The sequence below is a fragment of the Rhizobium sp. BK376 genome, assembly GCF_004341625.1.
Taxonomy (GTDB): domain Bacteria; phylum Pseudomonadota; class Alphaproteobacteria; order Rhizobiales; family Rhizobiaceae; genus Rhizobium.
The window spans coordinates 864,758-880,844 of record NZ_SLZG01000001.1 but is presented as its reverse complement, the minus strand read 5'-3'; the positions used below and the strand labels follow the sequence as shown (position 1 = coordinate 880,844).

At 60.4% G+C, this 16,087-nt stretch carries 15 protein-coding genes; 5 read left to right on the top strand and 10 right to left on the bottom strand.

Annotation, left to right across the window (positions count from 1 at the left end):
- Window positions 1-1,117: 1,117 nt before the first annotated feature.
- A complete protein-coding gene (locus EV561_RS04530) occupies window positions 1,118-2,038 on the bottom strand; it encodes an alpha/beta fold hydrolase (protein WP_132517991.1) in 921 nt (306 codons plus the stop codon).
- 158 nt (window positions 2,039-2,196) lie between these two features.
- On the opposite strand from EV561_RS04530, the gene EV561_RS04525 reads away from it, so the two are divergent.
- A complete protein-coding gene (locus tag EV561_RS04525) occupies window positions 2,197-2,658 on the top strand; it encodes a helix-turn-helix domain-containing protein (protein WP_132517989.1) in 462 nt (153 codons plus the stop codon).
- 75 nt (window positions 2,659-2,733) lie between these two features.
- On the opposite strand, the gene EV561_RS04520 is transcribed toward EV561_RS04525, so the two are convergent.
- Window positions 2,734-3,984: a class I SAM-dependent RNA methyltransferase gene (locus EV561_RS04520; protein ID WP_132517987.1), complete on the bottom strand. Its 1,251-nt coding sequence runs from the start codon at window positions 3,982-3,984 to the stop codon at window positions 2,734-2,736.
- A complete protein-coding gene (locus tag EV561_RS04515) occupies window positions 3,981-4,730 on the bottom strand; it encodes a TlyA family RNA methyltransferase (RefSeq protein ID WP_132517985.1) in 750 nt (249 codons plus the stop codon). The genes EV561_RS04520 and EV561_RS04515 overlap by 4 nt, the downstream gene beginning before the upstream one ends.
- 332 nt (window positions 4,731-5,062) lie before the next feature.
- Here EV561_RS04515 and EV561_RS04510 point away from each other — a divergent pair, with 332 nt between their 5' ends.
- Window positions 5,063-7,000 (top strand): methyl-accepting chemotaxis protein, encoded by a 1,938-nt coding sequence (locus EV561_RS04510; protein WP_132517983.1) that lies wholly within the window; start codon window positions 5,063-5,065, stop codon window positions 6,998-7,000.
- A gap of 159 nt (window positions 7,001-7,159) precedes the next feature.
- Here the strand turns inward: EV561_RS04510 and dxs are convergent, their stop codons facing one another.
- The 4 genes from dxs to EV561_RS04490 all read right to left on the bottom strand — a co-directional run bounded on the left by dxs (window position 7,160) and on the right by EV561_RS04490 (window position 11,445).
- Entirely contained in the window at window positions 7,160-9,076 is a 1,917-nt protein-coding gene (dxs, locus tag EV561_RS04505) for a 1-deoxy-D-xylulose-5-phosphate synthase (RefSeq protein ID WP_132517981.1), read from the bottom strand.
- A 113-nt stretch (window positions 9,077-9,189) separates the two neighbouring features.
- Window positions 9,190-10,113, bottom strand: a complete 924-nt coding sequence (locus tag EV561_RS04500) for a pirin family protein (RefSeq protein ID WP_132517979.1) — start codon at window positions 10,111-10,113, stop codon at window positions 9,190-9,192.
- Window positions 10,114-10,246: 133 nt separating this feature from the next.
- A complete protein-coding gene (locus tag EV561_RS04495) occupies window positions 10,247-10,498 on the bottom strand; it encodes an exodeoxyribonuclease VII small subunit (protein ID WP_132518113.1) in 252 nt (83 codons plus the stop codon).
- Between the two features lie 2 nt (window positions 10,499-10,500).
- Window positions 10,501-11,445 (bottom strand): histone deacetylase family protein, encoded by a 945-nt coding sequence (locus EV561_RS04490; RefSeq protein WP_132517977.1) that lies wholly within the window; start codon window positions 11,443-11,445, stop codon window positions 10,501-10,503.
- A 167-nt stretch (window positions 11,446-11,612) separates the two neighbouring features.
- Between EV561_RS04490 and EV561_RS04485 the strand changes: the two genes are divergently transcribed.
- Entirely contained in the window at window positions 11,613-12,014 is a 402-nt protein-coding gene (locus tag EV561_RS04485; RefSeq protein ID WP_132517975.1) for a thioesterase family protein, read from the top strand.
- Here the strand turns inward: EV561_RS04485 and EV561_RS04480 are convergent, their stop codons facing one another.
- From EV561_RS04480 to EV561_RS04470, 3 genes are read right to left on the bottom strand one after another with little or no spacing between them, the layout of a single operon-like run.
- Window positions 12,015-12,578, bottom strand: coding sequence for a biotin transporter BioY (locus EV561_RS04480; RefSeq protein WP_132517973.1), 564 nt, complete (start codon window positions 12,576-12,578; stop codon window positions 12,015-12,017).
- A 28-nt stretch (window positions 12,579-12,606) separates the two neighbouring features.
- Entirely contained in the window at window positions 12,607-13,209 is a 603-nt protein-coding gene (locus tag EV561_RS04475; RefSeq protein ID WP_132517971.1) for an energy-coupling factor transporter transmembrane protein EcfT, read from the bottom strand.
- Window positions 13,209-13,886, bottom strand: a complete 678-nt coding sequence (locus EV561_RS04470) for an ABC transporter ATP-binding protein (protein WP_132518111.1) — start codon at window positions 13,884-13,886, stop codon at window positions 13,209-13,211. The genes EV561_RS04475 and EV561_RS04470 overlap by 1 nt, the downstream gene beginning before the upstream one ends.
- A gap of 110 nt (window positions 13,887-13,996) precedes the next feature.
- On the opposite strand from EV561_RS04470, the gene EV561_RS04465 reads away from it, so the two are divergent.
- Complete coding sequence (locus tag EV561_RS04465) at window positions 13,997-15,187, top strand: winged helix-turn-helix domain-containing protein (RefSeq protein ID WP_132517969.1); 1,191 nt, start codon at window positions 13,997-13,999, stop codon at window positions 15,185-15,187.
- 180 nt (window positions 15,188-15,367) lie between these two features.
- Entirely contained in the window at window positions 15,368-15,979 is a 612-nt protein-coding gene (locus EV561_RS04460; RefSeq protein ID WP_132517967.1) for a hypothetical protein, read from the top strand.
- Window positions 15,980-16,087: the final 108 nt, after the last annotated feature.

The following is a 16,087-nucleotide window of genomic DNA, read 5'->3' as shown; positions in this document are numbered from 1 at the left end:
CCAACGCGCCAGGTACATGACCCTTGAGACCATGGCCCAAATGAGCGATGATCCGCAAATCAGTCTGCCCGCTGTGGCACGCTGACATCCCCTCCGACCCGACGTCGGAAAGCACGGCAATCAGCCGTCAGCTACACCACTCCAATGGACACGATCTTGGCGCATTCTGGAACCTTCACCCTGATTGTTCAGCCGCGACATTACCAAACGTGAGGATCATAGAAAGACCGGCTCATGGCACGGCCGAGGTCGTAACGGAGGGCGTGTTTCCAAGTGGTGCAAAAGGAAAATATGCGAAGTGTAATGGAAAGGCCGTGAAAGGGCAGGAGATTTACTACACATCCACCCCTGGATACGTGGGAGATGACAGTATTAAGCTACGCTCGTCATATGGATTGGGCTACGTGGACGACGTTTCCATCCGTGTAAAAGTCGTAAAGTAGCCGTTTATTTCAGTGTTAGGCGATGTAAATGTTGAAGATTGTAAGCGGTACTGTATTTGGCCTTCTTCTATCGAGTTGCATTGCGCGAGCTGATGGTATTCATCGCTACGACGTAATGAAGACTGCAGTTAGCGGTGAACGGACGTTCATCGGAACTTCCTGGAAGCTCAAGAGCGATTGCAGCTTTGATGTTGTGCCGTCAGTGACAATTATAGACCCACCGCAACATGGAAGAGTTGAGCTTATTCAACAGAAGGTCGCGGCTCATCCGTCGGGCGAATATGCTAGATGTGGGACGAGGCAGGTGCAGGGTATTACCGCCTATTATACTCCGCGATCGGATTTTGTTGGACGGGAGACATTCTCTCTTAGGACTTCCTTCAAGAACGGCACAATGAATTTAGATACAATACACGTGAACGTTCTCAACTAGCGGCAATCGTTTCGTTTCCCTTTCGCGCATGACGTTGAAGACCATGCGCTACTTTTCCAGCGCTATCAGCACTTCGACATGCGACGTCCAGAGGAACTGGCCAATTGGCGTCACCTTGCTGGATCGCGGGGTCGGGTCCGAGAGTCAGCGGATTGCAGGACACGGCGATGATTCTCTTGACGGCGGGCGAGCAAACTCCTTGCATCGTAGTTCTTCAACTCCGCCGTGCCCCGCACATTGCTCACGCTCTATTCAGAAATCCCTTGATCAGCGACGAGATCTCCTCCGGACTATCCTCGAAGCAATAATGTCCGACCCCCGGCAGCCGTTCGATCGGTGCGTTGGGGAAAAGATCGGCGAAGAGTGGCAAGAAATGCTTCGCGTGAAGGGTATGGTCCGCTTCTCCCCATATCGCCAGTGCCGGCTTCCCTCGGATTTTGCTTATCGCAGCAGCATCCGGCGCCTCGAAGCGGTGGGTGCCGTTGGCAAAGCCCTTTGCCCAGCCAATCGCGCCGAGGCAATCGGCTGGATGTGCAAAGGGCGCGGCATAGGCATCGATGAAGCTGTCGGTGATGACAGTGTTGTTCTCGAAACCGTTGAGCTTCAGCGTGCTCAGGATGTTGTAACCAAGCTGCCCGAGAACGGTTTCGAGGATGCCCTCGGCCTCCGCCTTGAGGATCCATTGGAACCAAGGCGAGACGGCGGCATTTGCCGTGGCACGATCAAACATCTCCGCCTGGCCAAACGGCGTCGGTCCATTGGCCGAGACGATGCGGCGGATGCGATCCGGATGGCGAGCGGCAAGTCCCATGCCGGTCGGTCCGCCGAAATCATGCAGGACAAGCGTTATGCCCTTGAGATCCAGGGCCAGAACGAAGGCTTCCAGATTGTCGATGTGATCCTGAAGCCAGTAGCTGCGCTCGGAAGGTGTCTCGCTCTTGCCGAAGCCCATGTGGTCAGGGACGACCACGCGATGCGTCGGGCTTAGAGACGCAATGAGGTGGCGGAACAGATAGCCCCATGTCGGCTCGCCATGCAGGCAGAGCACGACCTCTCCGTCGCGCGGTCCTTCATCGACATAATGCATTCGGAAACCCGGCGCCTGGGTGAAATGCGGGGCAAATGGAAAGGTGCCGGCAAAATCGGCGTCAGCATGGATCATGATTACTCTCCGGTGTGGTTTTAGTTTGAAACCACAAGACCGATATCTCTTGTGGTTTCAACTTGCAACCGATATATCGATGTGGCGCTGCGGCGACCTCAGTCGCTCAGGCGCGCAATTCAACCCGCGGCTCGCGCTCGCACAGAGGCAGGTTCACGATGGCAAAAAGAATTAGTCACCAGAAATCCATGTGCGGCGTAGCGCGGCCTCTGGATGCGATCGGGGACTGGTGGTCGCTGCTGATTATTCGCGATGCGTTCGATGGGCTACGCCGCTTCGGCGAATTTCAAAAAAGCCTCGGATTGGCAAAAAACATCCTGTCGGCACGCCTGCGCAACCTCGTGTCGCATGGAATCCTGGATACCGTGCCTGCGTCGGACGGCAGCCCCTACCAGGAATATGTTCTGACTGCGAAGGGACGCGGTCTCTTTCCGGTGCTCGTGGCTCTCCGGCAATGGGGTGAGGAATTCTTCTTCGAACCCGGAGAACAGCATGTGACATTGGTCGACAAGGAGAAAGGCTCGCCGGTGCAACGTCTGCGGCTTCTGGCCGAAGACGGTCGTCTCCTGGGACCAACCGATACTGTCATCACGTTTCCGGAAGCTGTGGTCGCCGACTGAAGGTGAGATCAGCGACCATCCAATGACGCTGTTGCGATGCCCGGGCAAAGCTGTTCAGGTCTAACCGCGTCCGCCCTACTTCTCCAGCGCCACCACCACTTCGACATGTGACGTCCAGAGAAACTGGTCGATCGGCGTCACCTTGGTGATGCGGTAGCCGCCTTCGACCAGGATTGCGAGGTCGCGGCCCAGTGTCAGCGGATTGCAGGAGACGGCGACGATCTTCTTCACGGCGGAGCGGGCGAGTTCCTTGCACTGGAATTCGGCGCCGGCGCGCGGCGGGTCGAAGATCACGGCGTCGTAATGCTTTAGCTCTGCCGTCATCAGGGGCCGGCGATAGAGATCACGCCGCTCGATGCTGACCGGCTTTAGCCCCTGCGTGTTACGGGCGGCATGGTCGAGCGCGGCAAGCGCCTTGTCCTCGGCCTCGACGGCATGAACGCGGCCGATCCGCGCGAGTCGTAGCGAGAAAGTGCCAGCGCCGGCAAAGAGGTCGGCGATGCGTTTTGCCTTACCGACATGGGCAAGAACCAGCTCTGCCATCGCATCTTCCGCCTGCTTCGTTGCCTGGGTAAAGGCGCCGGGTGGGGGGGACACGGAGACGCCGCCGAAGTCGAGCAGCGGTTTTGCGGGTTCCACCAGGATTTCATCGTTCAACGAAACGCGGGCGATGCCCCTGAGACGCAGCACGGTTTCGACCACGCCGCGGCGCTGCGCATCCTCCAGCTTCTTGATGCCGTCGGCGGCGACATCGAGCCCCGACAGCGTCTCGATAACAGTCAGGCGGAAGGGCTCGGCATTGGGCGCGAGCGCCTTGGCTATGGCCTTGATCGCCGGCAGCTTGGAAATGATGCCCTGCGAGGAGATGGGACATTCCTCGATGGCAACGATGTGATGGCTTTCGGCCTGGTTGAAGCCGATCAGGATATCCTTTTCCGTCTTGCGGGCGGCAAAGACGACGCGCCGGCGCTCGCCCGGATGGGCCGCGACGATATCGCCGATCTCGGGCGTCAGGTCCTTGAAGGCGAGCGCATCGACAACGAGCTGGCGCTTGAAGGCGCGGTAGGGCTCGTCCGCCAGATGCTGCAGCGTGCAGCCGCCGCAAGCTCCGTTGACGCCATCAGGCCCGAAATGCCGACAGACCGGCTCCTGCCGCTCCGGCGAGGGCGTCGTGATCGACATGACCGTGCCCTGGTTCTTCACCCGCGCGATGGCGACCGTTTCGCCCGGCAGTGTGAAGGGCACATAGATCGGTCCTCCCGGTCCTTGAGCGATACCGTCTCCCTGTGCCCCCAGTTTCTGGATCGTGACCGTTTCGGTGCTCATGCCTTGCGCCCCGCGAGAAGAAATTCGTGATTGCCGTCGCCGCCTTCGATCGGCGAGGGAATAAGCCCCAGCGTCTGCCAGCCCATGTCCTCGCGCAGCCAACGCTCAAGCTCGGCCGCGACATCAGGCGCGGAGGAGGGGTCCTTGAGAAGGCCAGACTTTGCGATCGCATCGCGCCCCGCCTCGAACTGCGGCTTGACGAGGAGCACGCAGTAAGCCTCCGGCTCGGCGATATCAAGCGCCGGCGCCAGCGCCAGCTTCAGCGAGATGAAGGAGACGTCTGACACAACGAACTCGATCGGATGGGCGACGTCCTCGGCCTCAAGGTTGCGCGCATTCAGTCCTTCGATGCTGGTCACGCGCGGATCGCTCTCGACGCGCGGATGGATCTGCCCGTGGCCGACGTCGATGGCGGTGACATGCGCCGCGCCGCGCTGCAGCAGCACTTCGGTGAAACCGCCGGTGGAGGCGCCGATATCGACGCATTGCTTGCCCGAGGGGTCGAGCTTGAAATGGTCGAGCCCTGCTACGAGCTTTAGCGCTGCACGCGAGACGTAATCCTGTGCTGGATCGTCGATGGCGATGTCGACATTATCCGCAAAAGTAAGGCTCGGCTTGGTCACGACCTTGCCGTCGACCTTGACCGTGCCGCGCTGCACGGCATCACGCGCCCGCGACCGGCTGGCGAAAAGACCCAGCGAGACGAGCAGCTGATCCAGACGTTGTGTGTTCTGTTGTTCTGACATGGCCTGTCCATGACGGCCAATGCCTTCGGTTGCAAGCCTTTTGTGTAGCCGTAGCTCACAAGGCAGCGTGCAGGGTCTGGCAATGGCCGATCACGGGCATGTGAAAAAGGTAAATGCAGTCGCTGCTGCAGCGCACAAAATTAAATGATTTTAAAGCTGTAACCGCTAGTTTCACGGTGATTGAGATGATCCCTTCTGATGGATCGCGCCTGCCATGATGGCATTTGCCACCCGCCCCGTCCAATCATGCCAATTCATTGATTTAGCGAACATTCCCGCCCGCTGGCGCAGGTCGATGTTCGCGAAGGACAGCGCTCAGGAGGCGCTCGCCCATGTCTGCGAAAAACCTTTCCCTTAATGGCAAACTTGCGATCACCTTTGTCGCGCTCATTTTGATATTCATTTCCGTTTCCGCATTTGTTTATTCCAAGGCACAAATTTCAGCCAAGGCCTCGGCTGAACAGGCGCAATCGCAGCAGTTCGTGAACCTGATCGACGACTCGCTGCAGGCAATGCTTGAGCAGGCCGTCAACCTGCGCGGCTTCCTGCTGTTTCGTAGCGACAGCACCTACGGCGATATCTTCGCGAACCGCAATCGCATGCTGAAGAGCATCGACGCCGCCAAGGATGCAGCCGACGGCCAGGCCGACATGCTGCAGGCGATCGACACCATGCAGAAGGCCGCCGACCTCTATTTCCACGAGCTCGCCGAGCCGCAAGCCAAGGCCCGCAAGGAAACCGAAATGTCGGTCGACCAGATCGTCAAGATCGGCGTCAACGAAACAAAAGGCCAGCTGGACGGTTTCCGCGAGGCTGCCGCCAACATCAAGAAGGCCGCCCGCGCCAAGGCTGATGCGCTTGCCGCGATGCAGGAAGAGGCAAACAGCACTCTCAGCATGACGCTTACCATCGGTGGTATCGTTGCCGCGCTGGCAGCAGGCGTTCTGGCATGGCTGCTGTCGCGTACCATCGTTCGCCCGATCGTCGGCATGACATCGGCCATGGGTCGTCTGGCGAGCGGCGAGACCGATATCGAGGTTCCCGCGCTTAACCGCGGCGACGAAGTCGGCCGCATGGCAGAAGCCGTCCTCGTCTTCAAGGAAGCGGCGATCGACAAGATGCGCCTGACCGGCGAAACCGAAAAGATGCGCGTCGACGCAGAGCGCCAGCGTCAGCTTGGCGACGAGCAGAAGGCCCGCGAAGAGGGCGAGATCCGCTTCGCGATCCAGGCACTTGCCTCGGGATTGTCGTCCCTTGCCGGCGGCGATGTTGCCGCACGCCTGGAAAAGCCCTTCGCCCCGCAGTTCGACAGCCTCCGTGCGGACTTCAACAATGCCGTCGAAAAGCTGGAAGCGGCTCTTCAGTCGGTTGGTCATAATGCATCGGCCATCAACGCCGGCGCCGGCGAGATCCGCTCTGCCGCAGATGACCTTGCCCGCCGCACCGAGCAGCAGGCCGCTGCAGTCGAAGAGACGGCTGCCGCCCTTGAGGAAGTCACGACGACGGTTCGGGATTCGGCCAAGCGCGCCGAGGATGTCGGCCAGCTCGTCGAGCGTGCCCGCATGGGCGCCGAGCGCTCCGGCGAAGTGGTCCGCAAGGCCGTTCTCGCCATGCAGGAGATCGAGAAGTCTTCCGGCGAGATCAGCAACATCATCAGCGTCATCGACGACATCGCCTTCCAGACCAACCTTCTGGCGCTGAACGCCGGCGTCGAAGCCGCCCGCGCCGGTGAAGCCGGCAAGGGCTTTGCCGTCGTTGCCCAAGAAGTCCGCGAACTTGCCCAGCGCTCCGCCAATGCGGCGAAGGAAATCAAGGCGCTGATCAACACCTCGAGCGACCAGGTTCATTCCGGTGTCTCGCTCGTCGGCGAAACCGGCAAGGCGCTGGAGACGATCGTCACGGAGGTCCAGGAGATCAACCGTCACGTCGGCGCGATCGTCACGGCAACCCGCGAACAGTCGGTCGGCCTGCAGGAGATCAATACCGCCGTCAACAACATGGACCAGGGCACGCAGCAGAACGCCGCCATGGTCGAGGAACAGACGGCCGCAAGCCATGCGCTCGCCAAGGAAGCCGGCGCATTGAACGAACTCCTGCGTCAGTTCAGGCTCGGCAACGAAAGCCGCGCAGCGGCACGTCCCGCTGTGGCCACCGCTCAGTCACGCCCGGCAGCATCGCCGGCCCGCGCACTCGCCGGCAAGGTCGGCAGGGCATTCGGCGGCGGTGCCGCGGCGGCGGCCGCTGTCCAGGAGAGCTGGGAAGAGTTCTGAGAAGCAGCCGGTGTTGGCTTAGTGTGACCTACAGCCTCCGAGGGCAACTTCGGAGGCTGTTTTGTATCCCTAGGGTTCACCGAGAGCAATGCGCTTGCCGCCCCCTCATCCGCCCTCCGGGCACCTTCTCCGCGAGGGGAGAAGGGGAGCCGCGCACCTTCAGCCGGCAGCCCCAACGATCCGGCTGCGACCAAGTGCCTTGAACACGGTCTGGACGATCCCTGATCGGTCGATGCCCGCCTGGGCATTCATGACCTCGGGCTTTGCCTGATCCATCCAGATGTCTGGCATGACCAGCGAACGGATCTTCAAGCCATGGTCGAGCAGGCCTTCCATCGCGAGGAACTGCATGACCTGGCTGCCGAAACCGCCGACGGAGCCTTCCTCGACTGTGATGAGCACCTCGTGGTGGCTGGCGAGCTGGCGGATCAGGTCGTGATCCAGTGGCTTGGCAAAGCGGGCATCGGCAACCGTGGTCGAGAGACCGGCAGCATCGAGATCTTCCGCAGCGAGCAGACTGTCGGCAAGTCGGGTGCCGAAGGAGAGCAGCGCCACTTTCGAGCCCTGCTTGACGACGCGGCCCTTGCCGATCTGCAGGATCTGGCCGCGTTCGGGCATCTCGATCCCGACGCCTTCGCCGCGCGGATAGCGGAAGGAAATCGGACCGTCGTCATAGGCGGCGGCGGTGCGCACCATGTGTTTCAGTTCCGCTTCGTCAGCCGCTGCCATGACCACGAAGCCGGGCAGGGTGGCGAGGAAGGCGGTGTCGAACGAGCCCGCATGCGTCGGCCCGTCGGCGCCGACGAAACCGGCGCGGTCGATCGGGAAACGAACCGGCAAGCCCTGGATCGCTACATCATGCACCACCTGGTCATAGGCGCGCTGCAGGAAGGTCGAATAGAGCGCCGCAAAAGGCTTGAAGCCCTCGGCAGCCAGACCGGCAGCGAAGGTCACCGCATGCTGCTCGGCAATGCCGACGTCGAAACAGCGGGCCGGGAAGACTTCCTGAAGCCTGTCGAGACCGGTGCCATTGGGCATGGCGGCAGTAATGCCGACGATCTTGTCGTCGAACGTCGCCTCCTGCACCAGAGCTTCGGCGAAAACGCTGGTATAGCTCGGCGCATTCGGCTTCACCTTTGCCTGCGCGCCGGTGATGACATCGAATTTGTTGACGCCGTGATATTTGTCAGGCGCGGCCTCTGCTGGCGCATAGCCCTTGCCCTTCTGCGTCACCACATGGATCAGCACGGGGCCGCGGGCATTGTCTCGAACATTGCGCAGCACCGGCAACAAATGGTCGAAGGAATGGCCGTCGATCGGGCCGATATGATAGAAGCCCATCTCCTCGAACATCGTCCCGCCGGTTACATAGCCCCGCGCATGCTCGACGGCGCGGGTGATGGCGCGGTCGACGCTCTTGCCGAGATAGGCGGTCAGCTTTTTTCCAAAATCCCGGAAGCCCATGTAGCTGCGGCCTGATGCCAGGCGCGCGAGATAGGCACTCATCGCGCCGGTCGGGGGCGCAATCGACATATCGTTGTCGTTGAGGATGACGATCAGCCGCGCATCGAGCGCGCCGGCATTGTTCAGCGCTTCATAGGCCATGCCGGCCGACATGGCGCCATCGCCGATGACAGCGATCACCTTGCGATCCGTCTTGGCGAGATCGGAAGCCACGGCCATGCCGAGCCCGGCCGAAATCGACGTGGACGAGTGAGCAGCGCCGAACGGGTCGTATTCGCTTTCCGCGCGCTTGGTAAAGCCTGACAGCCCACCTTCCTGGCGCAGCGTACGAATCCGGTCGCGGCGGCCGGTCAGAATCTTGTGCGGATAACATTGGTGGCCGACGTCGAAGATCAGCCGGTCTTCCGGTGTGTCGAAAACCTTGTGGATGGCAATGGTCAGCTCGACGACGCCGAGACCTGCGCCTAGATGCCCGCCCGTGCGCGACACCGCATCGATCATCTCGTCGCGAACTTCGCGCGCGAGCCCCGGCAGATCCCGATCTTCCAACTTTCTTAGGTCGGCAGGGATTTGCACCTGATCCAGCAGGGGCGTCTCTGGCAATTTGGTCACGGGCTGGAGCCTCTTTCTTGCTATTCTATGGGCCTGGCTGCCCGCATTACTCCAAAATAGATTGCGGCGAAAGAAGACGAATTCAAGGACGACGCCAGACTATCCTAAACGATTTAACTCTCCGGCAAAGGAATGAACTCTTGCTCGTCGCCGGGAACGATATCGAAGCGTCCGGTACGCCACTCTTCCTTTGCCTGCTCAATACGTTCCTTGGAGGAAGAAACGAAATTCCACCAGATATAACGCTTTGAATTCAGCGCGGCACCCCCGAAAAGCATGAGGTGACAGCCTTTTTCGCCGGCAACGAGCGTAATCGCATCACCGGGCCGGAAGACGAGCAACTGATCCGCTTCGAAACGGTCGCCCGCGACGATGAGCGAGCCGGCGAGCATATAGACCGCGCGCTCCTCATGCTCCGCTCCAAACGGGAACGACCGATTGGGCTGAAGCTGCAGGTCGACATAGAGCGTGTCGGTAAAAACCTTCACCGGCGAGGAAAGTCCGTCGAAATTGCCGATGACGACGCGGCCGCTCGCCCCGTCACTGTCGATAAGAGACAGCTCGGTCTTTTCGGTATGATGGAAGGCCGGGTCGATCTCTTCCTTGTCGTCGGGGAGCGCCAGCCATGTCTGGAGCCCGGACATTGCCAGCGGATGGCCGCGCAGGTTTTCCGGCGTCCGCTCGGAATGAACGATGCCGCGCCCCGCCGTCATCAGGTTGATGTCCCCCGGCCGGATGACCTTTTCCGTGCCCAGGCTGTCGAGATGGCGGATCTCGCCGTCGAAGAGATAGGTGACGGTCGAAAGCCCGATATGCGGATGCGGGCGCACATCCAGCGCCTGATCGGCCCTGAAGATTGCCGGCCCCATGCGGTCGAAGAAAATGAAGGGCCCGACCAGCCGACGCTTGGCCGTCGGCAAGGCACGCCGCACCGAGAAGCCTCCGAGATCTGTCGTCCGCGGAATGATCAGGTTCTCGATTGCATCACAGGCAAAGGCATCGCCTGACAACGGGTCTTTGCCGGGAAAGAAGGACATGGTGTATCTCCAATCGCTGGAATGGGTAGCCTAGCGGTAATGTGGGGGAGCAACCAGTAAAACTTTCCTGTCGCTTTCAGCAGCAGGATCGGTGGTCGATTATAAAATGTCCGACCACCGTTTCGTAGGGGGCTTAAGCGCCGTCCAGCGGCTCGACGCCCTGCGGCTTGCCGGCGCGGTCGAGCCTGATCTTTTCGATGCGGTTTTCGGCGGCGCTCAGCAGCGTTTCGCAATGCTTCTTCAGCGCCTCGCCGCGCTCGTAGATGGCGATGGACTCGTCGAGCGCCACATCGCCGCGTTCCAGCCGGGCCACGATGCTTTCCAGCTCGGCGACGGCCTTTTCGAAGGAATAGTCGGAAACGTCCGGCTTGGCGCTTTCACTCATCATCAGCCCTTCATCATGCGCAGAATATGCAGCCCTGCCGATTCGGCGAGCCCTTCCAGATCATAGCCGCCTTCGAGCAGGCTGACGACCCGGTTCTTTGCGCTGCGGTCGGCGGCTTCGAGGATGCGTCCCGTAGCCCAGTCGAAATCCTCGCCGACGAGGTTGATCTGCGCCAGGGGATCGCGGTGATGTGCGTCGAAACCGGCCGAAATGATGATCAGGTCAGGCCGAAAATTCTCAAGCGCCGGCAGCACGCGCGACTTGAAGGCCTCGCGGAAATGGTCGCTGCCTGTGTTGGGCGAAAGCGGCGCATTGACGATGCTGTTATGCGCGCCGGTCTCGTCCTTGGCGCCGCTGCCGGGATAAAGCGGCATCTGGTGCGTCGAGCAGAAGAGCACCGAAGGATCGTCCCAAAAGATATCCTGCGTGCCGTTGCCGTGATGGACGTCCCAATCGACGATGGCGATGCGCTCGGCGCCATGCTTGCGTTGTGCGTGGCGGGCAGCGATGGCAGCATTGTTGAAGAAGCAGAAGCCCATTGCCTTGTTCTTCTCGGCATGGTGTCCCGGCGGACGCGAGGCAACGAAGACATTGTCGGCAGCGCCCGAAAAGACGTCGTCGACAGCGGCCATCGCGCCGCCGACCCCTGTCAGCACCGCCTGAAAACTCTTCGGGCTGGCATAGGTGTCGGCTTCTAGCTGGTTGATCTCGTCTTCTCCCCGATCTCCATCCGGGATCGAGCGCATGACGAAGCTCAGATGCTCCTCAGGGTGGGCCAGCAGCACGGCATCCTCGTTGGCTTGCGGTGCCTGCTTGCGCTCCAACCGTGCGAAATTGGGATGCTCCAGCGCGATATTCAGCGATCGGAGCCGGTCGGATCGCTCCGGATGCCCTTCGGGCGTGACATGTTCGAGAAAGATCGGATGTTCGTAAAGACGTGTGCTCATGGGGCTAACCTATAGATGAGACATGTCGGGTTCCACTCCACATGGCGCGTATCACCACAATGTCAACAACACGTCTTAACCAAGACATGTGACCGCCCGTTTACTTCCGGTGAGGCAATGCTTAAGCTTTTGTTAAGGTGCGGCATCGCCAGTCAGGGTTTTGAGTAATGGTGAGCGTAGAAAGAGCCGATGTAACGGAGATGCGGGTTCCGCCCCGCGATGTCGATAGATATGGGCAGATGTTCATAGCCGCCTACATTTCGGTGGCTGAAACTGCCCTGTCGAATTTCTGGCGCTCGCGCCCTTTCGTGGCCGACGAGCCGATTTATGTCTCGACAAAGGCCTCGTGTTCACTGCATCGCGCCTTGCGCTACGACGATCTCGCGCGTTTCTCCGTCAGCGTCAACAAGATTGGCGGCAAGTCCGTCGGCTTCATGGTCATGGTCGAAACCGGAAACGAACTGGCCGCAGAGGTGGAAATTCTCTGGCTTGCCGTTCGCGGGGAGGAGCATGACCCCGTTCCGCTGCCGGAAGATACCCGCGACTGGCTCTACAAATACCTGATCTGATCAGCTCCGTTGCGGCAATAGCGGATAGCCCATCATGACGGCCCGCCCGACGAGCGCGGCCACGACTGCCTTCACCACATCGCCCGGGACGAAAAGCAGCGAGCCGAGGAAGGCTCCGGAAAAGCCGGTCTTGCCGGCGATGGCCAGATAGCCGATCCCGAAGGCATAGAGCACCAAAACGCCCCCGATCACGGCAGCTAGAAAGAAGCCGACGCCTTGGACTAGCGCCGATTGCTCCGGCCGCACCAGCCTCTCAGAGAGATAGCCGGTGACGAGGGCGGCGAAGATCCAGCCGACGAAGAAGCCCGCCGTCGGACCGACGAAGACAGCAAGGCCGCCGCGACCGCCTGAAAGCACCGGCAAACCGATCGCAACAAGCACCACCACGATCAGCACTGCGACCGTCCCGCGCCGGGCGCCGAGCACGACGCCCGCCATCATGACGCCGAGCGACTGAGCGGTGATCGGCACCGGGATCAGCCCGATCGAAATGGGCGGCAGCAGGCCGAGAGCGACGATGATCGCTGCAAAAAGCGAGGAAAGAACGAGATCGCGGGTGCTCATGGCAGGCTCCAATCAAGAATGTCTTCGTTCAATGCCGCCGAATGCCGCGCGCGTCAATCGCAGCTGCAATGTTGTCGGCATCGCGCAGGGTCAGAATGATCAGCGGTACCAGGGTCGTCAGAATGCGGATTTTGATCCCACGTGCCTCGTGCGCCTCGCGGATGGCGCGATAACGCCCGAGAATATCCGGCACGAAGCGGATGACCAGGCCAACGGCGAGGCCGATATCGGCTGCCCTGACAAGACCGATCCTTTCAAGGGGTGCGGCGAGCGCAGTGATCTCGTCTATGAGGGCGGCAATCGTCGTCGTGGCCGTTACCGTGGCGGCAAAGAGCACGAGCGCGGTCAAACGGAATACTGTTGCAATGGCATCGTGCAACGGGTTGAAGAGGAGGCTGAAGGCTGCCACGAGCACGATGGTGAGGATGGCGGGCCGGAGCCTCCGGAGCGCTTCGCGCGAGGGCATGCCGGCCCGGAAATAAAGAATTGCCGTGACGAGCACAGCCGCCCCAAGCACGCCGAGCCGATCGGTGAGGAACAGCCCGACTCCGAGAAACGCCAGCATCGCGAGTTTCGGCCGCGGCGGCAACCGGTGCATCCAGGTATCGCCTTCGATATGCAGCTCCCGCATCAGGTCGCGATCTCCTTGTATTGCGCAATGATTTCGGCCGGCCGTCCGTCTCCGACGAGGTGCCCGTCATGGAAAAGCAGCACGCGTTCGAACTCCTCGATCAGCGGCAGATCGTGGCTGATGACGATGAGGTTCTCGGGCAATCCGGCCATTGTCTCCTGTACGCGAGTGCGATTCCTGAGGTCGAGCTGGTTCGTCGGCTCGTCGAGGATCAGGATGTCCGGTCCGGTGACCAGAACGGAGCAAAGTGCTGCCATCTGTAACTCGCCGCCGGAAAGCTCGTGTGCCCGGCGGCCGGCAAGGTGCTGCACGCCAAATCGTGAAAGAATGGCGTCCACAGCGGCCTCGATGGCCACCTTGCCGAGGCCACGGCTTTTTAGTCCAAAAGCGATATCATCGCGCACGATAGGCAGGATGATCTGGTTTTGCGGCGACTGAAAGATGTAGCCAACTGTACCGAGCACTTCCTTGGCATCTGCGATTGTGTCAAGGCCGTTGACGGTGACGCGCCCGGTGCTCGGTTTTGCCAGGCCATTCACCAGTCGCGCGAAGGTGGTCTTCCCTGAGCCGTTGAGGCCGATAATGCCGATTCGCCGCTCGCTGAGCGTAAGAGTGAGGGGATGCAGGGCAATGCGTGCATCGAAGCTTACGCCGGCTTCCTCGAAGCGGATATTCAATTCAGGCCCCTGTCCAGTCACGATAGTGGTCCTATAGACCCTAAAAGAAAGAAGGAAAATCCGCGAGCTGCAGATTTGAAAACGTAGGAATAAAGGCCTATGTTTTGACCATGACGAATCTGCTTTCCAATCGTGACGCCCGCCGTGTGTTCCTCGCCAAGCAAGGGCTTGCCAATCCGCCGAACCGGGCTTTGACGAAGGCCGGCTTGCTGCAACTGATCCAGGACATCGGCTTCGTGCAGGTGGACAGCATTTCGACCGTCGAGCGAGCGCATCATCTGATCCTCTTTTCCCGAAACCAGACCTATCGGCGGGAACACCTGACGGAACTGCTGGAGAAGGACGGCGCGCTCTTCGAGCACTGGACGCATGACGCCTCGATCCTGCCGAGTGCCTTCTTCGTCTATTGGAAGCACAAGTTCCGCCGGGAAGAGCAATCGATCGTCGAACGCTGGCGCAAATGGCGTGGCGAGGGGTTCGAGGCCGCCTTCGAGGAAACCTACGAACGCGTCCTGCAGGGTGGCGCCATCATGGCCCGCGAGATCAAAGCGGATGGCCATGTCTCCGGCGGCTGGTGGAACTGGCATCCGAACAAGGCCGCGCTCGAATATCATTGGCGCACCGGCAAGTTTGCGATTGCCGGCCGCACCAACTTCCAGAAGGTTTACGATCTCGTCGAGCGTGTCATCCCCGCTGAATTCCATTCGCCGGAAGTCGAGCATGACGAATTCGTCGATTGGGCCTGCCGCAGTGCGCTGGAACGGCTGGGCTTTGCGACGTCAGGGGAAATCGCCGCCTTCTGGGATCTGGTGACGCCGCAAGAGGCAAAGGCCTGGGTCGATGCGCATCGCAAGGAACTCGTCGAAGTGCTGATTGCGCCCGCCGATGGCGGAAAGCCGCGACCGTCCGTCGCGCTGTCAGGTTTTCTGGAAACGCTCGATAGTTTCCCCGAGGCGCCGGCGCGAATCCGGGTGCTGAGCCCGTTTGACCCGACCTTGCGCGACAGAAACCGTACCGAACGACTTTTCGGCTTCTTCTATCGCATCGAGGTCTTCGTGCCGGAGCCGAAGCGGGAATATGGTTATTACGTCTTCCCGCTGCTGGAGGGAGATCGGCTCGTCGGCCGCATCGATATGAAGGCCGATCGAAAAGCCGGAACGCTCGATGTCAAGCGGCTGTGGCTGGAGCCGGGCGTGAAGGCTTCTGCCGGCCGGTTGGAAAAGCTGGAGGCCGAACTGGAGCGGATCGCGCGGTTTGCCGGGGTGGAGAAGGTGGTGTTGATGGAGGGGTGGAGGGGGTAGCTTTGCGGATTGCGCGCGAAGACTGCATTGCGAAAATTACGCACGCAAAAGCTATATTTTCTTAACGAACTCGCCGTCTAATGAGCGGCAGAATCAATCCGCCGCGAACGCATGATGCCGTGACGAACTCACACCACTGTTCCCATGAAGGTCGGACAGGGGTCTATTGAGGAATCCGCAGTGACATCGATCCCCTCCGTAAACGGCAGCACCGCTTTATTGATCCTGCAGCAGCAAAGCCCTGTTGCGCCAAGCGTCACCCAGAGCAAGAAGAGCGCCGCAGACAATATCCTCGCGGTCGCAAGCGGCGTACCGGCTCAGCAGGCATCCGGTGTTGGTGTCAGCCCGCAGCCGACCAAGACAGAGTCGAAAATCTCGCAAGACATGTTCAGCGTGAACTCGACCAATCTCACCAAGGTCAAGCTCGATCTGTTCGAGCGTGTCGGAGACGCGCTCGGGATAGACGAAAGCGATTATGGTTCCGACGCCGAATACGGCACGGCGATCTCGAAGCAAATCGCGTGGGATAGAGCGCAGCCGAATGGCGAAGCGACGATCAACGCGATCTCACAGAAGCTGGGGCTCGATAAGCTCGGCGTTTCCCTCGATACAATCGTGGATGCGATCATTGATCCGCAAGGCGGAGCGAACGACACGCTGGATGCGGCCCTGGAAAAGCAATACGGCCAGGACAAGAAAAAAGCGCTGGATAGCAGTCAAGCAAACGAACAGAACCAGCTTCTCGTCAAGCCTGACGATGCCGGTATCTACCGCATATCGACGAAGGGCTGAACGCTGAGCCGAATGCGGGCCGGATTACCCGCATCGTGGCGAGGTCGCCGAGACGCGCAGGTGGGGCGGTGATTGTGACATTCAAAGAAGCCAAAAGATCGTCCTACC

Coding starts and splice junctions, on each gene's coding strand:
- EV561_RS04530 (WP_132517991.1), bottom strand. CDS start 2,038: ATGATCCATGCTGACGCCGATTTTGCCGGCACCTTTCCATTTGCCCCG.
- EV561_RS04525 (WP_132517989.1), top strand. CDS start 2,197: ATGGCAAAAAGAATTAGTCACCAGAAATCCATGTGCGGCGTAGCGCGG.
- EV561_RS04520 (WP_132517987.1), bottom strand. CDS start 3,984: ATGAGCACCGAAACGGTCACGATCCAGAAACTGGGGGCACAGGGAGAC.
- EV561_RS04515 (WP_132517985.1), bottom strand. CDS start 4,730: ATGTCAGAACAACAGAACACACAACGTCTGGATCAGCTGCTCGTCTCG.
- EV561_RS04510 (WP_132517983.1), top strand. CDS start 5,063: ATGTCTGCGAAAAACCTTTCCCTTAATGGCAAACTTGCGATCACCTTT.
- EV561_RS04500 (WP_132517979.1), bottom strand. CDS start 10,113: ATGTCCTTCTTTCCCGGCAAAGACCCGTTGTCAGGCGATGCCTTTGCC.
- EV561_RS04495 (WP_132518113.1), bottom strand. CDS start 10,498: ATGAGTGAAAGCGCCAAGCCGGACGTTTCCGACTATTCCTTCGAAAAG.
- EV561_RS04490 (WP_132517977.1), bottom strand. CDS start 11,445: ATGAGCACACGTCTTTACGAACATCCGATCTTTCTCGAACATGTCACG.
- EV561_RS04485 (WP_132517975.1), top strand. CDS start 11,613: ATGGTGAGCGTAGAAAGAGCCGATGTAACGGAGATGCGGGTTCCGCCC.
- EV561_RS04480 (WP_132517973.1), bottom strand. CDS start 12,578: ATGAGCACCCGCGATCTCGTTCTTTCCTCGCTTTTTGCAGCGATCATC.
- EV561_RS04475 (WP_132517971.1), bottom strand. CDS start 13,209: ATGCGGGAGCTGCATATCGAAGGCGATACCTGGATGCACCGGTTGCCG.
- EV561_RS04465 (WP_132517969.1), top strand. CDS start 13,997: ATGACGAATCTGCTTTCCAATCGTGACGCCCGCCGTGTGTTCCTCGCC.